At 68.9% G+C, this 18,301-nt stretch carries 16 protein-coding genes; 7 read left to right on the top strand and 9 right to left on the bottom strand.

Annotation, left to right across the window (positions count from 1 at the left end; translation table 11 throughout):
• Positions 1–361: 361 nt before the first annotated feature.
• Together NC7_RS16870 and NC7_RS16865 are read left to right on the top strand one after the other, a co-directional pair.
• Positions 362–2,500, top strand: a complete 2,139-nt coding sequence (locus NC7_RS16870) for an Hsp70 family protein (protein WP_067984174.1) — start codon at positions 362–364, stop codon at positions 2,498–2,500.
• Between the two features lie 250 nt (positions 2,501–2,750).
• Entirely contained in the window at positions 2,751–3,545 is a 795-nt protein-coding gene (locus tag NC7_RS16865; RefSeq protein WP_067984286.1) for an HAD family hydrolase, read from the top strand.
• 3 nt (positions 3,546–3,548) lie between these two features.
• Here the strand turns inward: NC7_RS16865 and NC7_RS16860 are convergent, their stop codons facing one another.
• On the bottom strand, positions 3,549–3,968 hold the full coding sequence (locus tag NC7_RS16860) for a VOC family protein (protein WP_067984172.1): 420 nt from the start codon (positions 3,966–3,968) through the stop codon (positions 3,549–3,551).
• A gap of 92 nt (positions 3,969–4,060) precedes the next feature.
• On the opposite strand from NC7_RS16860, the gene NC7_RS16855 reads away from it, so the two are divergent.
• A complete protein-coding gene (locus NC7_RS16855; protein WP_067984170.1) occupies positions 4,061–4,999 on the top strand; it encodes a helix-turn-helix transcriptional regulator in 939 nt (312 codons plus the stop codon).
• 24 nt (positions 5,000–5,023) lie between these two features.
• Here the strand turns inward: NC7_RS16855 and NC7_RS16850 are convergent, their stop codons facing one another.
• Together NC7_RS16850 and NC7_RS16845 are read right to left on the bottom strand one after the other, a co-directional pair.
• A complete protein-coding gene (locus NC7_RS16850) occupies positions 5,024–5,716 on the bottom strand; it encodes an SGNH/GDSL hydrolase family protein (RefSeq protein WP_067984167.1) in 693 nt (230 codons plus the stop codon).
• Between the two features lie 8 nt (positions 5,717–5,724).
• A complete protein-coding gene (locus NC7_RS16845) occupies positions 5,725–7,128 on the bottom strand; it encodes an MFS transporter (protein ID WP_067984165.1) in 1,404 nt (467 codons plus the stop codon).
• 101 nt (positions 7,129–7,229) lie between these two features.
• Between NC7_RS16845 and NC7_RS16840 the strand changes: the two genes are divergently transcribed.
• Positions 7,230–7,838, top strand: a complete 609-nt coding sequence (locus NC7_RS16840) for a TetR/AcrR family transcriptional regulator (RefSeq protein WP_067984163.1) — start codon at positions 7,230–7,232, stop codon at positions 7,836–7,838.
• A gap of 55 nt (positions 7,839–7,893) precedes the next feature.
• Here NC7_RS16840 and NC7_RS16835 read toward each other — a convergent pair whose 3' ends face one another.
• Positions 7,894–9,042, bottom strand: coding sequence for a DUF8832 domain-containing protein (locus NC7_RS16835; protein WP_236573541.1), 1,149 nt, complete (start codon positions 9,040–9,042; stop codon positions 7,894–7,896).
• Positions 9,043–9,541: 499 nt separating this feature from the next.
• Between NC7_RS16835 and NC7_RS16830 the strand changes: the two genes are divergently transcribed.
• The gene (locus NC7_RS16830; RefSeq protein ID WP_067984161.1) at positions 9,542–10,027 is read left to right on the top strand and encodes a hypothetical protein; all 486 of its coding nucleotides are present in this window, start codon (positions 9,542–9,544) and stop codon (positions 10,025–10,027) included.
• Positions 10,028–10,062: 35 nt separating this feature from the next.
• On the opposite strand, the gene NC7_RS30640 is transcribed toward NC7_RS16830, so the two are convergent.
• From NC7_RS30640 to NC7_RS16805, 5 genes are read right to left on the bottom strand one after another with little or no spacing between them, the layout of a single operon-like run.
• Positions 10,063–11,157, bottom strand: a complete 1,095-nt coding sequence (locus NC7_RS30640; RefSeq protein WP_084458546.1) for a CbiX/SirB N-terminal domain-containing protein — start codon at positions 11,155–11,157, stop codon at positions 10,063–10,065.
• A complete protein-coding gene (locus NC7_RS16820; protein WP_067984158.1) occupies positions 11,157–12,452 on the bottom strand; it encodes a sulfate adenylyltransferase subunit 1 in 1,296 nt (431 codons plus the stop codon). The genes NC7_RS30640 and NC7_RS16820 overlap by 1 nt, the downstream gene beginning before the upstream one ends.
• 1 nt (position 12,453) lies before the next feature.
• Positions 12,454–13,416: a sulfate adenylyltransferase subunit CysD gene (gene cysD, locus NC7_RS16815; protein WP_407940392.1), complete on the bottom strand. Its 963-nt coding sequence runs from the start codon at positions 13,414–13,416 to the stop codon at positions 12,454–12,456.
• Complete coding sequence (locus NC7_RS16810) at positions 13,410–14,129, bottom strand: phosphoadenylyl-sulfate reductase (protein ID WP_067984282.1); 720 nt, start codon at positions 14,127–14,129, stop codon at positions 13,410–13,412. Before NC7_RS16810 ends, cysD begins: the two co-directional genes overlap by 7 nt.
• Positions 14,130–14,149: 20 nt before the next feature.
• Positions 14,150–15,943 (bottom strand): nitrite/sulfite reductase, encoded by a 1,794-nt coding sequence (locus NC7_RS16805; RefSeq protein ID WP_067984156.1) that lies wholly within the window; start codon positions 15,941–15,943, stop codon positions 14,150–14,152.
• Between the two features lie 430 nt (positions 15,944–16,373).
• On the opposite strand from NC7_RS16805, the gene NC7_RS16800 reads away from it, so the two are divergent.
• Together NC7_RS16800 and hemW are read left to right on the top strand one after the other, a co-directional pair.
• On the top strand, positions 16,374–16,799 hold the full coding sequence (locus NC7_RS16800) for an SgcJ/EcaC family oxidoreductase (protein ID WP_067984154.1): 426 nt from the start codon (positions 16,374–16,376) through the stop codon (positions 16,797–16,799).
• Between the two features lie 255 nt (positions 16,800–17,054).
• Positions 17,055–18,272, top strand: a complete 1,218-nt coding sequence (hemW, locus tag NC7_RS16795) for a radical SAM family heme chaperone HemW (RefSeq protein WP_084458551.1) — start codon at positions 17,055–17,057, stop codon at positions 18,270–18,272.
• Positions 18,273–18,301: the final 29 nt, after the last annotated feature.

Here is an 18,301-nt window from a genome sequence, read left to right as displayed (position 1 = left end):
CGGCTATGCGATCCAGCGGTAAATGAATTGATTACCGGTCGGTAATTAGCTTCATAACGCTGATAACAAACCGAAAGAATGTATTTTCGCTCGACTACGGGTGATTACTCTTGAGTAGCTGACTCTCGGAGTCTGTAGGTGCCCGTGCGAACGTTCAGGGGACTGGACGGTCGACCGCATTGCGATCTACCTGCGAATATGCCGCTTTCCGCATCTGATGTGGAGTGTCGGGTATCAATCTCACAGCAATTCGGCCATGTGGCCGTTAATCTGGGCGAGCTGTTTGGAAGACGACCGCGGCCACATGAGTGCGCTCGCGTGCTGGACGTGGTCACGGTGCGTTGACGGGATAGCAAATACAATGACCAGAGGTCTGGGTTTGAGCATCGGCACGGTCAATGCGATTTCGGCGGTTGTCGCCGAGGATCCGGCCAAGCCGACGGTACGCACACGCCGTACCGCCCTCACATTCGACGACGCGGGCCGCCCCCGCATCGGCGCGATCAACGAATTCGCGTCGGCCATCACCGATTTCGCGGACCTGAGCCGCGAACCGGAGCCGATGGTGATCGCGGGGCGCTTCTACTCCGCCACCAACCTGATCGCCGCCGTCGCCACGGGGCTCATCGAACTCGCCGAACCGGCCGCCGGGGTGGTGCTCACGTACCCGGCCACCTACACCGAGAAGCAGGTCGCCCTGCTCGGTCAGGCATTACACCTGGCAGGCGCGGGTCAGGTGCTGCTCGCACCCGAACCGGTGGCCGCCGCCGAGTGGCTCGAGGCCGACCAGGGCCCACTCGCACCGGGTTTCGTGCTCGTCTACGACCTGGGCGCCAACAGCCTGGACCTGACCGTGCTGCGCGTCGGCCCCGACTGGCCGCACCACCCCATGGTCGGCACGCCCGTGCGGTCCACCGATTTCGGCGGAAAGCCGTTGGGGGAGATGGTCGCCCGGTACGCCGGGGAACCGCGCACCGGCCGCGCCACGTCGACGCTCACGTCCATGGTCAACACCGACAGCCTGCGCGCCGAACACATCCGCGACACCTTCCCGCTGGTCAGCAAGACCGTCGCCACCGCGGGTCTGCGTCTGGCCGATCTGTCGCACATCCTGCTCGTCGGTGGAGCGTCGCGCCCGCCGGAGGTGGCGCGCACCCTCGCCGAGCTCGGCGTTCCGCTGGTGACGGTCGCCGACCCCGGCCAGGTCGTCGCCGCAGGGGCGGCGGCCCTGGCCGCGCGCACCTTCGCCCCGCCTCAGCAGGGCGGCGGCGCGGCTCCGCACGTGGCCGTCTTCTCCAGCGCCGCCGTGGTTTCCGCGCTCGCGATGTCGGCGATGACAGTGTTCGGCAGTCCGTTCGATCCGGGCTTGACGCCGGTTCTCGAACGGTTCCCCGTCCTCGGCGCTCCCGCCGACGCGCTGCTCTACGACATGAGCGCCGACCTGCTCGCCGCCAAGACCACCGGGTTGGTCAACACGATCGACCCGGTCACCGGCAAGGTGCGTGTCGTCAGTGCGGCCGCCCGCACCGCGTACGAAATGATCGTCGGCGCGGCTTCGGGTGCCCCCGACCGGGCAGCGTCGCAGGCGGGTTCCGCTGGGGGCGAACGGTTCCGGCCGGGCGGTGGGGACTGTCGTTCGCCGGTCCTGGCCCGGACGTCCTACGGTGACCCTGCCCATTTCGTGAACCCGCTGCCGTTCGACAGGCCGACCACCGAGGTGCCGGGCGACCCCGGGCCCGTCGCCGACCCCGGTCCGATCGCCGGGGTGCCCTCGGTGCCCGGCATCCCTTCAGCTGGATCGACGAACCCCGCAGTCCCCGGCATTCCCCGCGACACCGCCCTCCCGGCGCCCGGTACCGGTGCTCCCGATGTGTCCCCGCCCGCTACGGGTGGGGTGGATATCGGTATATCCGACGGCCTCGGCAGCGGCGCGACGCCTTCCGACAACCCGTACAACCCTGTCGGCACCGGCGGTATCCCCTCCGGCGATACGTCCGGCGGAGTCGGCGGGAGCGATTCGGGTGCGTCGACCGGTGGCACGTCGGGTGGCGTTTCCGGCGGTACCTCGGGTGGGGCGTCGGGTGGGACATCCGGCGGAGGTGACTCGGGCGGTACCTCCGGTGGCACGTCGGGTGGGGCCTCCGGTGGCGACTCGGGTGGGGCCTCTGGTGGCGACTCGGGCGGCGCCTCCGGTGGCGCGGGCGCAGGCGGCTCGACCGGCGGAACCTCGGGCGCCGACTCCGGCGGGGCCGGTTCGGGTGGCAGCACTTCCGGTGGTTCCACGTCGGGTGGTACGTCCGGTGGTTCGGCGTCGGGCGGCACGTCGGGAGGTTCCACCTCAGGCGGCACGTCGGGAGGCTCCACCTCGGGCGGTACGTCGGGCGGCTCCACGTCCGGCGGAACCTCCGGCGGCAGCGACTCCGGCGGCAGCGACTCCGGTGGTTCATCCGGCGGTGACGGTGGCGGCGGGGGCGGCGGGGGCGGCGGTTCTCGCCGCTGAGACCCCACACTTCGGTTCCTCGCCGCGTGAGGAGGATGCCGCTGCCGCCCGTGAGCGCATCGGCGGTGGTCCGCCTGTTTCGCGGTCTCGCTGGTGAGCACTCCGACCGACGACAGATCGCTGTGGAGACGAAGTATCGCGCGGGAGCCCAAGGCACGGCGATGTTTCGGGGTGCCAGTCGCACGGTGCCCGCGTGTCAAGGGCGATGAATTCCCTCGTGGGCGGCGAACACGGCGGGCACAATGGGGTGATGGCCGCACTCGGGGGAGCGCCGAAGCTGATCGCGCTCGATATCGATGGAACTCTGCTGGAGACGGGGTGTGCCATCAGCGCGCGAGTCGTCGCCGCGGTGCGGGCGGCGGTGGACGCGGGGGCGCACGTCGTGGTGACGACCGGGCGAACCGTGCTCACCACCCGGCCCGTGCTGCGCGAACTCGGACTCGGCGAGGGGCACGCGCTGTGCTCCAACGGTGCCGTCCAGATCGACGTGGCACGTGGGGAACCCGTCGCGGTGGAACTGTTCGACCCGGCGCCCGCCGTCGGCGCGTTGCGGGCGCTGTTCCCGGAGATGATCTTCGCCGCCGAGCGCGTCGGCGTCGGCGTCTGGGCAACGGGCCACAGCCCGGGGGAGTACTCGATCGGCGATTTCCAGCTCGTGGATCACCACGTGCTCAGCAGCGAGCCGACACCACGACTCAACGGATGGTGGCCCGGTGGCGACGTCATCGAGATGGTGCGCCAGCTCGAAAGTCTCGTGGTACCCGAAACATCGTGGGTGCACGGTGAATTCGGGCCCTGGCTCACGGTCTCGCGTCGTGGTGTGTCGAAAGGCTGGGCGCTGGAACGTCTCCGGTGCTCGCTCGGTGTCCACTCCTCGGCGACACTTGCCATCGGCGACGGCTTCAATGATCGCGAAATGCTGCGCTGGGCGGCGCATTCCGTGGCCATGACCGGCGCGCCCGACGAGGTACTCGCCATGGCAGACGAGGTGACCGGCCACGTCACCGAGGACGGTGTCGCCACCGTCCTCGAACGCTGGTTCTGACGCTCAGGCGCTCGCCGCGTCCCGCGCGGCGGTCATCGCCACGAAATGCGGGTTGGACATGATGCCGAGGACATTGCCGAAGGGGTCGAGTACCGAGGCCGTCACGAAGCCCGCGCCGTCGCCGTGTTCGGTGATCGGCTCGTATTCGGTGGCACCGAGGTCGAGTAGGCGGGTGCGGGCGGCGGCGAGATCGTCGACGTGCCAGTACACGATTCCGCCGCCGCCCGGGGCGTTGCGGGCACCGGCCGGTGCGTAGGCGCGGTTGATGATGCCGAGTTCGTCCTGTCCCGGGCCGAGCCGGAACTCGTAGTAGCCGCCCGGCACCTCGTAATACGGGGCCAGGCCGAGGAATTCGGAGTACCAGTCCTTGGCGGCGGTGAGGTCGTCGGCGTAGTAGGTGGTGGTGGCCATTCCGCGCAACATGTCTGCTCCTGGGGGTCGTCGTGCTGTTTCTCCGAACTCTGCCAGCCAAAGTGCTCACCGAATGAGCACTTTGTTCGGCAGAATCATCGAGTATGCGAGCGGACAGATTGGTGGCCACCCTGCTGTTGATGCAGGCGCGCGGCCGGGTGACGGCCGCGCAGGTCGCCGCCGAGTTGGAGGTGTCGGTGGCGACCGCCCGGCGCGACCTCGAGGCATTGTCGGCGGCGGGTATCCCCGTCTATCCGCAGGCCGGGCGCGGCGGTGGGTGGTCGCTGATCGGCGGTGCCCGCACCGATCTGTCCGGGCTGACGGCGGGCGAGACGCGGGCGCTGTTCCTGCTGGCGGGCCCGGCCGCGCAGGCCGCACCCGAACTGAAGTCCGCGCTGCGCAAACTGGTGCGAGCGTTGCCGCAGACCTTCCGTGCGGACGCCGCCGCGGCGGCCGACGCGATCGTCGTCGACCCGGCCCGCTGGGGACGGCCCGATTCGCGTCCGCCCGCGGCGCTGGCCCCGCTCCAACGGGCGGTCGTCGATCGCTGTCGGGTGCGTATCGAGTACGTGCGCTCGGGGGAGCGCACCGTGCGGGAGCTGAGCCCGTGGGGCCTGGTGGAGAAGGAAACGGTCTGGTACCTGATCGCGGGTACCGACCGTGGCCGCCGGACCTTTCGTCTCGACCGGATCGGCCAGGTCACCGTGCTCGACGAAGCCTTCGACCGGCCCGCGGATTTCGACTTGCCAGCCGAGTGGGCGCGGATCGTGACCAGGATGGAGCAACGGCGCGCCGCCGTCGCCGCGACGGTGCTCGTCTCCGCCGCGTTGGCCCCGATCCTGGTAGACCAGCAGGGCCGCAACTGCACGCTGCTCGGTCCCTCGGCCGACGGGCGGGTCCGTGCCGAGATCACGGCGGACACGGCGAAGATGGTCGCCAGGCAACTCGCGGGGTGGGGGGCCGACGTGGAAGTCGTCGGCCCCCCGGAGGTTCGGGCGGAACTGGCCGCGCTCGGCGCCGAACTGGTCCGCGACAACAGCTGATTCGTCGCCTGGCGCGCCGGTGGGTCAGACGCGGCCGAGCCGCTCGGCCAGGGCCCGGGTGACCTCGGTCGCCACCACCGCGTGTCCGCTGGTCGTGAAGTGGATCAAGTCCGCGCTCATCACGCTGGGCCGCAGGCGTACCGGGTGTTCCCAGAACTCCGTCAGGACGGCGTCGTATTCGGTGGCGAGCGCGCGGATCAGCTCGTTCATCTGCGCCATGCGCGCCCGCATCGCCCGCATCGGCTCCATTCGTTCGACGGCCCACACATCGGCGACGGTGAACATCGACAGTTGCGCACCGGCCTCGGCGAGTGCGGTGAGCATCGCGGACAGGTTGTCCCGCAGTCTGTTCGGATCACCGCCCGCTTCGAACAGGTCGTTGCCGCCGCAGTTCACATGCACCAGATCGGGTCCGAACTCGAGGATCTCGGGCAGCTGATGCTGTCTGACCTGGGTGCTCGTCGCGCCGACACGGCCGGTATTGCGATAGGCCAGTTCGGGATTCACCGCGCGCAGGGTGGCTGCGACGCGATCGGCCCACCCGGTGGTCGCGTACCCCGGGCTCGGGTCGCCGGTTCCGGCGGCGATCGAATCGCCGAGGACGGCGAAACGCCGCCACGGCGCCCCGCGCAGGAGTTCGACCGCCCGCTCCGGTGCCAGGACCAGCGGATCGTCGGCTTCGGTGTAGTGCGCGGACAAGGGTGTGCTGGAAGACATCTCGACTCCTAGTTCTTGGTGTCCGAGGGCACGAGCAGCAGCAGCGCGACGGCGAGACCGATCACCGCGCCGATGGCGAAGACCGTGTGGAAGGCACGCACCGCGTCAGCGGGGACGGCGGTGAAGACCGCGGCGAGCACGGCGACACCCACCGCACCACCCACCTGTCGGGCGGTCACGTTCATCCCGATGCCCGCCGCGAACTGCTGTGGCGGAACCGAACTCGCCGCAGCGGTACCGAGCACCGTCACCACGATGCCGATGCCGCCACCGCCGAGCACTCCGGCGGGCACCCACGCCGACCACAGCGCGGGGTCGGGCCCGAAGGCGTCGGTACTCATCCAGGCGAGCGCGGCGGTGTACATCAGCGCACCGAGCACGGCGGCCCAGCGCTGTGCCGACGGTGCCGTGATCCGGCCGACGATCACCGAAGTGACCATAGAGGCGCCCGCCCCGACGGTGAGCGCGGCCGCGGATTCGAGCACCGAGTAGCCCCACATCGCGTCGAGGAACAACGGCCCGGCGAGCAGCCAGGCGAACATCGTCGCGCCGAACAGCAGCGAACCGGCATTGGCGAGGGCGAATCGGCGATTCCGCCACAGCGCGACGGCCACGGCGGGCGAGGGATGGCGCAGCGAGCGAATCAGCGCGAGGGACACGAGAGCCGAACCGCCGATCAGCGCGACCAGCGTGACCGGCGCGGTCCACCCCCAGGTCTGGCCCTCGGTGATCCCGGCGACGACCGCGCCGAGGCCGAGCGCGATGGCGATGATGCCGAGCGGGTCGGGTAGTGCCGAGTCCCCATGCGGCTCGTCGATGGGCAGGCGAAGGGCTGGCACGATCAGTGCCACGGCGACCGGCACATTGACCAGGAAGACCGCACGCCAGCCGAGCGTCTCCACTAGCGCACCGCCGATCGCCGGACCGACCACCGCGGCGAATCCACCCGCGGCCGTCCAGGCGGCGATGGCGGCACCGATCTTCTCCCTCGGGGTGGCGACCAAGACGAGGGCGAGTGCCGAGGGAACCATGAACGCCGCGGTCAGGCCCTGGAGGAGGCGTCCGGCGATGAGCCAACCAGCGCCCGGCGCGAGCCCGCACAGCACCGAGGTGACGGCGAACCCGGCCAGCGACAATGCGAACAGCCGCCGCCGTCCGAGGCTGTCGGCCAGCCGCCCCGCCGGGGTCAGCAGGGCGGCGAAAGCGATCGCGTAGCCGCTGACGATCCAGGTGAGCGTATTGGTCGGCGTTCCGGGATAGCTGGTGGCGATGGTCGGGAAGGCGATGTTCACCACCGACAGATCGAGGAAGGCGATGAACGCCGCGCCCGCGGCGACGGCGAGCGCACGCGAGGCGGCGCGGGTACTCGGACTGGTCGGCGGTTGCTCGGGCCGCGCGGTGACGTCGGTCATGGGATGCCCCTTCGGGGAGAGAAATAAGAACGTACGATCGTTCGTAAATAAAGTACGACCGATCGTTCGTACGAGCAAGAAGGAGTGGGACAATGGCGACTATGACCGAGACCGAGCCCGCCGATCAGCGACTGGCCAAGGGTGCCCGCGCTCGGGCGACGATCGCGCGCCGCGCCGCCGAACTCGCCTCCGTCGAAGGCCTCGACGGCCTGAGCATCGGCATGCTCGCCGCCGACCTCGGCATCAGCAAAAGCGGTATCGCCACGCTGTTCGGCACCAAGGAGGCGCTCCAGCTCGCGGCCGTGCAAGCCGCCCGCGATGTGTTCATCGAGCGGGTGATCGCGCCGAGCCTGCGGGAGCCGCGCGGTATCGAGCGGATGAGGACGCTGATGGATCGCTGGTTCGACCACATCGCCGATCCACCGTTCCCTGGCGGCTGCTTCCGCGTCGCGACCCTGACCGAGTTCAGCAGCAAGCAGGGCGCCGTGCACGATGCGATCGTGGCCGACCGTGAAGAGTGGCTCGGCCTGTTGGCGACCGAGGTCCGCAAGGCGCAAGAGCTCGGTGAACTGACCGGAATCGATCCCGATCAGCTGGTTTTCGAACTGGACGCGGTGGTCAGCGCCGCCAATATCGCCCGCCAGATCGGCGATTCGACCCGTTTGGATGCCGCGCGGACCATCACCGCTCGCTTGCTGGCGCAACGGTGAGGACATGCCGACGGCGCCACTGCCTCCAGGGCAGTGGCGCCGTTCGCGGGTTCGACTAGTCGGCCGTGAGGGTGAAGGCGGCGGTGCGGACCACGTCGCCGTGGCGGAAGTCCAGGAACAGTCGGTAGGTGCCCCGACCGGGAACCGCTGTGTGGAAGGTGATTTCGGGTCCGGCCGGGGTGACTCCGTCGCCCGGTTCACCATTGGGGTGCACGTGCACGTAGGCGAGGTCGCCCGCCCGCAGGATCACGAGGTGGCCGAAAGCGGCCAGGTAGGGCTGCAGATCCGTCACCGGCACACCGTCTTTGCGGACCGTCAGCGTCAGCAGGTCGCCTTCGGCGCGTAGCTCACCGTCGACGGTCACCTCGTAGCCGTCGACCTCCGCGATCCGACCGGCGGCCGGAACAGGTTGCGGCGCATACTGTCCCGCGATCGCGAGATCGGCACCGAGAGTGATCGTCCGACCCAGCGCGCGCGGCGCGATATCGGCGAACACCCGGTATGCCCCCGCCTCGGGCAGCTCCAGCCGAATCACCCAGGTGTCGTCGGCCTCACGCGCCGGATGTACATGCCAGAACCCGGTCAACTCCCGCCGCGCCACGATCAGATGCAACTCGCGATCGTGGATCGGGTCGAACTCGGTGACCGCTTTCCCGTCGGGCCCCAGAATCCGAAACCGGAAGTCGATCCCGCCCGGCTCGGCGATGGTGGTGTCGAGGTCGAGGGTGTAGCCGTCCTGTGTGACCAGGAGGCCGCCGGGGGCACCGGCTCCGTGTGCGGCGTGAGCGTCGCTGTGTGCGGTGTGGGTGTCGCCGTGCCCGGCGTGAGCGTCGCCGTGTGCGGCGTGAGTGCCGCCGTATCCGGCGTGGGTATTGCCGTGTGCGGCGTGAGTGCCGCCGTATCCGGCGTGGGTATTGCCGTGTGCGGCGTGAGTGCCGCCGTATCCGGCGTGGGCGTCGCCATGTGCGGCGTGGACGTCGCCGTGGGCGGCATGAGCTCCGGCGGGTGTCGGGTGTCCCGGTCGGGTGGTGTCAGCTGCGTGTTCGGTCGCGTGGGGATCGGTGGGTCCGGCGGCGTGACCCGCGTGTGTTGCGGCGGGCTGGTGATGAGCCGCGTGGTCGACGAAGGCCGCATGCCCACCGATGTGCGCGGGCTGGGTGGTGGTGTCGACGGTGGGGTGGCCGACGTGGGCGTTGGTGGTCATCGGTTCGCCTCTCGATTCGCTGTGCTTCTGACACGAAAATATACCCCTAGGGGGTATACGGTAAAGGTGACGGGCTGTGAAATGAGTCACTGCTGATCGCGCGGTTCGGTCAGGTTGGGCAGCGATCGGTGTAACCGGTAGCTGGGGCCGTTCGGGCCAGATAACCGGCCGATCCGTCGGTTCTCGAACGCCGCGCCGAGGTTCTCGTTCATGGCCCGAGACGTGGTGCCAGGCCCCGAACGCCACGATGGTTCGCCCGCCGGTCTTCGGACGAGCGAACCGATCGCGATGAGGCGTGATCGCCGGAGTTCCTCGGTCGTGTCTTGCAAGTGGTCCGAGCGGGAGATTCAATCTACGCCAGGTTCATTCGACTCGACCGCCCGTAGTGGTCGCCTGACCATCACGGAGGCTGCCACGCCAGGGAGTGCCGCTTCTGCGGTTCACAACGCGGAGACGAACTCGGTTGTGTGCGACGCGACGAAGCTGACATCGTGTCCAGGTGGCCGTACTTCTGGGTGAAAAGCGCAGGTTCGCTGTCGAAGTCGGCGAGCGGTCCTCGGGGCTGCGTCGAGTGGACCTGTGGGCCGCCGATCAGTGGTTGACGTGCGACGACAACATGGTCTTCGTCGAGCAGTTCCGCCGGTCTGTGGAGGAAACGGCCGTCTCGGTACGTTCCGGGCGCATTCCGCCGCTGCCCGTTGCCGGGCTGTCTGCGGTCGCCACTCATCGCCGGTTCGGCACCGCGACCGACGACGACCCGATTTGTCAGTTGCGCGAGCAGTTTCGATTCCTGTGCTGGGGACCTACGACCGACAACTTGCAGACCTTCGCCTTCCGTGACGGCGACGACCTGGTGATCACGCTGCAGTTCTGGCGTGAGGGGCATCTGCTCGATCATCCCGAGCATGTGGGACGGATCTTCGAGGTCACGATCGAGCCCGCTGAATTCGCTGGAATCCTCGAAGAGCTGGATTCAGCCCTGTAAGTCGTCGGAGCCAGACGATGGTAGTGCGCTGGAACTCAGGCGGAGAGTTCGAGTTCCGGCGCCGTCGCGCTGTCGTAGCGAGCCCACACGACGTCCGTCAGTGCCGGGTGCGCTCCGATGATGTCGGCGTGAACGATGTCAGGGGCCGCCGCGTGGAGGCGGTCGGTGAGCAGGCCGGGTGCGAGAAACCACGGAGCGACCACAACGCGGCGTGCGCCTCGCGCCCGCAGGCGCTCCACGGCGGCCGAGATTCCGGGTTCCACTGTGGCGAAACAGATCTCGGTGCGCAGTCCGGTCGACTCCGACAGGCGGCGAGCTACCGCGGCGGTGCGCAGATTGGCGTCGGCGCTGCGCGACCCCACCGCCGCGACCACGATCCCCAGCGCCTCGATGCCCCGCCCGGGAGTATTCAGTGCGACGGCACGCGAAACGGTACCCGACAGAGCCCAACTCGATGCTCCGCCAGCGGTGGCCGAAGTCTCCGCGGTTGCCGATGTGCCGACGTTTGCCGGGGCGCCCAAGCTTGTCGATGTGGCTGCGTTTGTCGGAGTGATCGCGCCCGATGCGGTGGCTGCGCCCGCTGGGGCACCCACGCTCACCGGAGTGGCTGCGCCCGCTGGAGTGGTGGGGCCTGTAGGGCCAACTGCGTTCATCGTCTTACCGGCCGCTGCGGAAACGACCCCTGCCGGAGTGGCCGAGCCTGGCAGATCGGCGAAGGCCTCGATGACCCGGTCGTGGAGTGCCGCGATCAGTCGTGGGTCGGCGCCGAGGACGTCGGCTTGGGTCAGCTGAAGCTGTGGATGCCGGTGCCGCGCCTGGTCCAGCAGGGCGGGCAGGTCGACGCGCGCGTGGAAGGCGCTGCCCAGCAGCAACGGAACGACGATGGCGTCGGTGTGTCCTCGCGCGGCCAAGTCGTCGACCACCTGGTCGACGGAGGGTGCGCTCAGGTCGAGAAAAGCCAAGCGGACGGTGAGATCCGGCCGGGCCGCGGCGATGTCGGCGACAGCGGCCGCCATGGTGGCCGCCGAGCGCGGATCGCGACTGCCGTGGGCGACCGCGATCAGCGCGGGCCCGCCGCCGCGGCGCGGCACCGGAGAGGTGCCGCGCGACGGGGCGAGCAGGCGCGTCATCAGACCGCGCTACCGACCTCGACCGAGGTCAGCACGTCGCCCACCAGTCCGGCCGCCAGTGTGTTGCCACCGGCAGGGTCGATCAGCAGGAACGAGCCGGTGTGCCGGTTCGTGCGGTAGTCGTCGGCCGGGATCGGCTCGGCCAGGCGCAGCGAGACGCGGCCGATGTCGTTGAGTTCCAGGGTTTCCGGGCTCGGCTCGGCCGTCAGGGTCTGCTCGTCGAACCGCTCCACGAGCGCGCCGACGATCGCCTGCGTGGTCTTGGCGCCGTGCTTGAGCAGCAGCCGCGCGCCGGGGCGCAGCGACTTGTCGCCCAGCCAGCACACGGTCGCGTCGAAGGTGTCGATCGCCTCCGGGGCGTCGGCGACCGAGGCGATGATGTCACCGCGCGAGATGTCGACCTCGTCGGCCAGGATCAGCGTCACGCTGCGGCCCACCTGCGCGACGGCGAGTTCACCGTCGGGGGTGTCGATGCGCTCGACGGTGGTGCGCTTGCCCGAGGGCAGCACCACGATCTCGTCACCGGGGGAGACCGACCCGGCCGCGATCTGACCCGCGTAGCCGCGGTAGTCGGGGTACTCGGCGGTGCGCGGACGGATCACGTACTGCACCGGGAAGCGCAGGCCGAGGGCGTGCGTGCCGGTCGAATCCGCGTCCACGGGCACCGATTCCAGGTGCTCGATCAGCGAGGGGCCGTCGTAGTACGGGGTGTTCTCCGAGCGGCTGGCGATGTTGTCACCGTGCAGCGCCGAGACGGGGATCTCGAGGACGTCCTCGTCGGCCCAGCCCAGCTTGGCGGTGAGCGCGTTGAACTCCGCCGAGATCGCGGCGAACACCTCGGCCGGGTTGTCCACCAGGTCGATCTTGTTCACGGCCAGCACCAGCTTCGGCACGCCGAGCAGCGCCAGCACGGCGGCGTGGCGGCGGGTCTGCTCGATGACACCCTTGCGCGCGTCGACGAGCAGGATCACCAGCTGCGCGGTGGACGCGCCGGACACCGTGTTGCGGGTGTACTGCACGTGCCCCGGGGTGTCGGCCAGCACGAACGAGCGCTTCGGCGTGGCGAAGTAGCGGTAGGCCACATCGATGGTGATGCCCTGCTCCCGCTCGGCACGCAGGCCGTCGACGAGCAGCGACAGGTCGGGAGTCGACAGACCCTTGTCCACCGAGGCGCGGGTGACGGCGTCGATCTGATCGGCCAGCACGGACTTGGTGTCGTAGAGCAGCCGTCCGACCAAAGTGGACTTGCCGTCGTCGACAGAACCGGCGGTGGCCAGCCTCAATAGGTCGGACATATCAGAAATAACCCTCTCGCTTGCGGTCCTCCATGGCGGCCTCGGACACGCGGTCGTCGCCGCGGGTGGCACCGCGTTCGGTCAGTCGGGACGCGGCGACCTCGGCCAGGATGGCCTCGTTGTCGGCGGCGTCGGAGATGATGGCGCCGGTGGTGGAACCGTCGCCGACGGTGCGGTAGCGCACCGACCGGGTCTCGAGCACTTCGTTCTCGTTCGGGCCGCCCCACACGCCGGGGGTCATCCACATGCCGTCGCGCTGGTACACCGGGCGCTCGTGGGCGTAGTAGATGGAGGCCAGATCGATGTCCTCGCGGGCGATGTAGCGCCAGATGTCGAGCTCGGTCCAGTTGCTCAGCGGGAACACGCGCACGTGCTCACCCGGTGCGTGCTTGCCGTTGTAGAGGTTCCACAGTTCGGGCCGCTGCCGCTTCGGGTCCCACTGACCGAAGGCGTTGCGCAGCGAGAAGATCCGCTCCTTGGCGCGCGAACGCTCCTCGTCGCGGCGACCGCCGCCGAAGACCGCGTCGAAGCGGTGCTCGGTGATGGCGTCGAGCAGCGGGACGGTCTGCAGCGGGTTGCGGATGCCGTCGGGGCGCTCGGTGAGGCGGCCGTCGGCCAAGTACTCCTCGACCGAGGCCACGTGCAGGCGCAGCCCGTACTTCTCCACCACCTTGTCGCGGAACTCGAGCACCTCGTCGAGGTTGTGCCCGGTGTCGACGTGCAGCAGCGCGAACGGCAGCGGCGCGGGCCAGAAGGCCTTGAGCGCCAGGTGCAGCAGCACGGTGGAGTCCTTGCCGCCGGAGAACAGGATCACCGGCCGCTCGAACTCGCCCGCGACCTCACGGAAGATGTGGATCGCCTCGGACTCCAGCGCCGCGAGGGTGTCGAACTCGGTCAGGCCGAGATCGCGTTCGGTGGTGTCGGTGTTCACAGGCTCACTCCCGGTGGTGGTGATGGTCATGATTGGTGCAATCCGCACTCGGTCTTGGCGAGGCCCGCCCAGCGGCCACTGCGCGGATCGGACCCCGGTTCGGGCTTGCGCGTGCAGGGTGCGCAGCCGATGGACGGGTAGCCCTCTTCCACCAGGGGATTGACGAGGATGCCGTTGGCCTCGATGTAGGCCTGCATCTCGTCGTCGGACCACGGTGCGATCGGATTGATCTTCACCAGGCCGAACGCTTCGTCGAAGGAGATCAGCGGGGCGTTGGCGCGCGTGGGCGCCTCCACCCGGCGGATGCCGGTGATCCAGGCGTTGTAGCCCGACAGCGACTTCTTCAGCGGGACCACCTTGCGCAGACGGCAGCATTCGGCGGCGTCGCGCGCGAACAGGTCCTTGCCGAGCAGCTCGTCCTGCTCGGCGACGCTGTGCTCGGGCCGCACGTTCACCACGTTCACCCCGTACACGGCCTCGACCGCGTCACGGGTACCGATGGTCTCGGCGAAGTGGTAGCCGGTGTCGAGGAACAGCACGTCGACGCCAGGACGAGCCTGCGCGGCCAGGTGCACCAGCACACCGTCCTGCATGTTCGAGGCGACGATGTAGTTGTTGCCGAAAGTCCGGTCGGTCCAGGCGATCAGGTCGACGGCCGAGGCGTCGGGGCCCAGTTCGGCCGCGCCCTGCTCGGCGATGGCGCGCAGTTCGTCCTCGGACAGCTTGGCGGCGAGATTCGTTGTCACAGTTGAGATCTCCTCATCCACTAGCGGAGGTCGGCCTCGTCGGCGCGAACCGCCCACACCGCGAAACGTTCACCGTCTTCGCGGTTCTTGACGAAGTTGCGCACGACACGCTCGATGTAGTCGCCGAGCTCGACGCTGGTCACCTTGTGCTGACGCAGCTTGCGGCCGAAACCGCTGTCCAGACCGAGGCTGCCACCCAGGTGAACCTGGAAGCCCTCGACCTGATTCCCGGTGCCGTCGTCGACGAGCTGGCCCTTGAAGCCGATGTCGGCGATCTGGGACCGGCCGCACGAGTTCGGGCAGCCGTTGATGTTGATCGTGATCGGCACGTCGAGCTGTGCGTTGATGTCGGCCAGGCGCTGCTCGAGCTCGGGGGCGAGCACCTGCGAGCGCTTGCGGGTCTCGACGAATGACAGCTTGCAGAACTCGATACCGCTGCAGGCGAGCAGGTTTCGCCGCCAGATCGACGGACGCGCCTGCAGGCCGAGCGGTTCCAGTTCGTCGATCAGCGCGTCTACCTGGTCGTCGGCGATGTCGAGGACGATCAGCTTCTGGTACGGGGTGAACCGGATGCGGTCCGAGCCGTACTTCTCGGCGGCGTCGGCGACCTTGCTCAGGATGGTGCCCGACACGCGACCGGCGATGGGGGAGAAGCCGACGGCGTTGAGGCCGTTGCGCAGCTTCTGCACGCCCACGTGGTCGATCGGCTTGGCAGGCTGCTCGGGAGCGGGGCCGTCGATGAGCTTGCGCTTCAGGTACTCGTCCTCGAGCACCTGACGGAACTTCTCGATGCCCCAGTCCTTGATGAGGAACTTCAGGCGGGCCTTGGTGCGCAGGCGGCGGTAGCCGTAGTCGCGGAACAGCGACACGACGGCTTCCCACACATCGGGTACTTCGTCGAGCGGCACCCACGCGCCGACCCGCTTGGCCAGCATCGGGTTGGTCGACAGACCGCCACCGACCCAGAGGTCCAGGCCGGGCCCGTGCTCGGGGTGGTTCACGCCGACGAAGGCGACGTCGTTGATCTCGTGCACCACGTCCTGCTGGCCCGAGATCGCGGTCTTGAACTTGCGGGGAAGGTTGGAGTACTCCTTCTTCCCGATGTAGCGCTTGACGATCTCGTCGATCGCGAGCGTGGGGTCGATGATCTCGTCGAGCGACTCACCGGCCAGCGGCGAACCCAGGATCACGCGCGGGCAGTCGCCGCACGCCTCGGTGGTGTGCAGACCGACCGACTCCAGCCTGCGCCAGATCTCGGGGACGTTCTCGACCTCGATCCAGTGGTACTGGACGTTCTCGCGGTCGGACAGGTCGGCGGTGTCGCGGCCGAACTCGGTGGAGATCTGGCCGATGGTGCGCAGCTGGGCGGCGTTGAGCGCGCCCGCGTCGCAGCGCACCCGCATCATGAAGTACTTGGCCTCGAGGATGTCGACGTTGTCGTCGTCGGTCCAGGTGCCGTCGTAGCCCTCTTCACGCTGGGTGTAGAGGCCCCACCAGCGGAAGCGGCCGCGCAGATCGGCCTTGTCGATCGAGTCGAAGCCGCCCTTGGCGTAGATGTTCTCGATTCTGGCCCGCACGTTGAGCGGGTTGTCGTCCTTCTTGGACTGCTCGTTCGGGTTCAGCGGCTCGCGATATCCGAGGGCCCACTGGCCTTCGGAGCGGCGGCGGACCGGCTTGCCGGTGCGCTCGCGCGGCGCGACCGCGCCTTCGGGGCGCGGACGGTCGGGCCGGACGCGGCGCTCGGAGACCGGGCGCTCGGGACGGGCCTGCGCCGTCGACTGTTCGGTCGAACCGGCGTCGGTGCTCGACGTCATGTGGGGTCGCTCCTGCGGGGGTGGGTGTACATCCGTGCTGAAGGCGCGAGGGGCTGGCTCGCGTCAGGTGGTCAGCGGGCCGATGAAAGTCGAAGGCACCGGGGATTCCCGGGCGGACGCCGCTGCGCTACCGGTAGGAACCGGGCCGACAACAGGCGCTGCAGACACGCTGGAAGTCGACGTGGCGACGGGCCACGAGTCGTACTCCAGTTGCGTGCATGTGCTTATTGTGCCATGTCAGGGGGGTCGTTCCGAACGCAAGGAGATATTTCCCGCACTTTTGAGGGAAATCCCCTGGACGACCGTACCGTTCTGTGACAGGCGTCATAGCGCTCGGCGAGGAAGTGAACGGCGATTCGTCCGCTGGCGCGAGTGTGTCGGGCGCCGCATCGGTTGACCTGAACCGTGGTTGAGGGCGCACAGTGACCGCATGAGCGACAACGTCACGGTAGCGGGCCGAGCCCCCGCCGATCTCGACTCCGAACTCGCAACCATCCGCGCTGTCGTCGAGGCCATCGCGCACGCGCAGGACAACGAACTGATCGACGAGTTCGTCTCCGTCTTCCGCGACGACGCGATCTGGACCACGGGCCACGGAAAGCGACTGTTCGGCCGCGCCGCCATCGCCGAGTTCACCGCCCAGGTGTTGCCCGGCGCGACCACCCACGGCAAGGCGACCTACGACATCGAACACGTGCTCTTCCTGCGCCCGGACGTCGCCGCGGTGAAGATCCGGCAGAGCTACTTCGCCGTCGACGGTGAGCTGACGGGCCGGGGTACGCCGATGTATGTGATGACCAAAGAAGACGGCACCTGGGTACTGACCGCCAACCAGAACACCCCCGTAGTGGACTGATCGGTCCGCCTTCGTGGGCGGCCCGTCGTCGGGAATATCGGCCAACGCACGGGGGCGCGCCTTCCCGATGGCAGGGCACCGCTGCGGTTGTCGGTGCCTTACTCGGGCAGCCCGACCGCGAGTCCTGTTCCCTCGTGGCGAGGCGGGGAACGGCTCCCGGGCCGTGTCCGACCCCCGGTGCACCGTGCCCGGATCAGCCGCACCGATCGGGGCCGGACGCGGCAGCTCACCAGCACCCGGCAGACTGGAGTGGTGATCACCAGCGCGACTCCCGGGGCTCCCGGTGCGACACCGGCCGACGCCGAGCGACCGGTGCTGCGCGATTTCGGGGGCGGTGCGTTCGGGGTGTATGTGCACGTCCCCTTCTGCGCCACACGCTGCGGCTACTGCGACTTCAACACCTACACAGCGGGTGAGCTGGGGACCTCGGCGTCGCCCCAGTCGTGGCTCGAGGCGTTGCGCGGCGAGCTCGCGACCGCGGCGGCCGAGTTCGGTGCGCTGCCGAGTGCTACCCCCGAGGTCTCGACGATCTTCGTGGGCGGCGGGACGCCCTCGTTGCTCGGTGGGGACGGGCTCGCGTCGGTGCTCGACGCGGTGCGGGCGAACTTCACTCTCGCCGCCGACGCCGAGGTGACCACGGAATCCAATCCGGAGTCGACGTCGCCGGAGTTCTTCGAGCGGCTCCGAACGGCGGGCTACACCCGGATTTCGCTCGGTATGCAGTCGGCCGCGCAGCACGTGCTGAAGGTACTCGACCGCACCCACACCCCAGGCCGGGCGGTGGCCGCGGCGAAGGAAGCGCGCGCCGCCGGGTTCGAGCACGTGAATCTCGACCTCATCTACGGCACGCCCGGTGAGACCGACGCCGATCTCGACGCGAGTCTGGACGCCGTGCTCGACGCCGGTGTGGATCATGTGTCCGCCTACTCCCTGATCGTCGAAGACGGAACCGCGCTGGCGCGCAAGGTCCGCCGTGGTGAACTGCCCGCACCCGACGACGATGTGCTCGCCGCCCGATACGAGCGCATCGATGCCCGCCTCGCCCGGGCCGGGCTCGGCTGGTACGAGGTATCCAATTGGGCCGCAAACGATTCCGCGCGCTGTCGACACAACCTCGGCTACTGGGCCGGTGGTGACTGGCTCGGTGCCGGGCCCGGCGCGCACAGCCATGTGGGTGGTGTGCGGTGGTGGAATGTGAAGCACCCCGCCCGCTATGCCGACCGGGTCGCTCTCGGCGGACTTCCGGCCGCAGGCTGGGAAGCCCTCACCGACGACGAGCGCTACACCGAACACCTCATGCTCACCGTGCGCCTGCGCTCCGGCCTACCGCTCACCGACCTCGCCCCCTCGGCGCGCCCCGCCCTCGACCGTATTCTCGCCGACGGTTTGGCCCAGGTCGTCGACGATCACCTCGTTCTCACCGATCAGGGTCGACTGCTGGCCGACGGCATCGTTCGCGATCTGCTCGACTGACGCCCTCGGCCCTGAATTCGTTCGCCCGC

Source organism: Nocardia caishijiensis NBRC 108228, assembly GCF_001612825.1.
Lineage (GTDB): Bacteria > Actinomycetota > Actinomycetes > Mycobacteriales > Mycobacteriaceae > Nocardia > Nocardia caishijiensis.
Note: the sequence above shows the minus strand (reverse complement) of the source record. Positions and strands in the feature narration are given on the sequence as shown.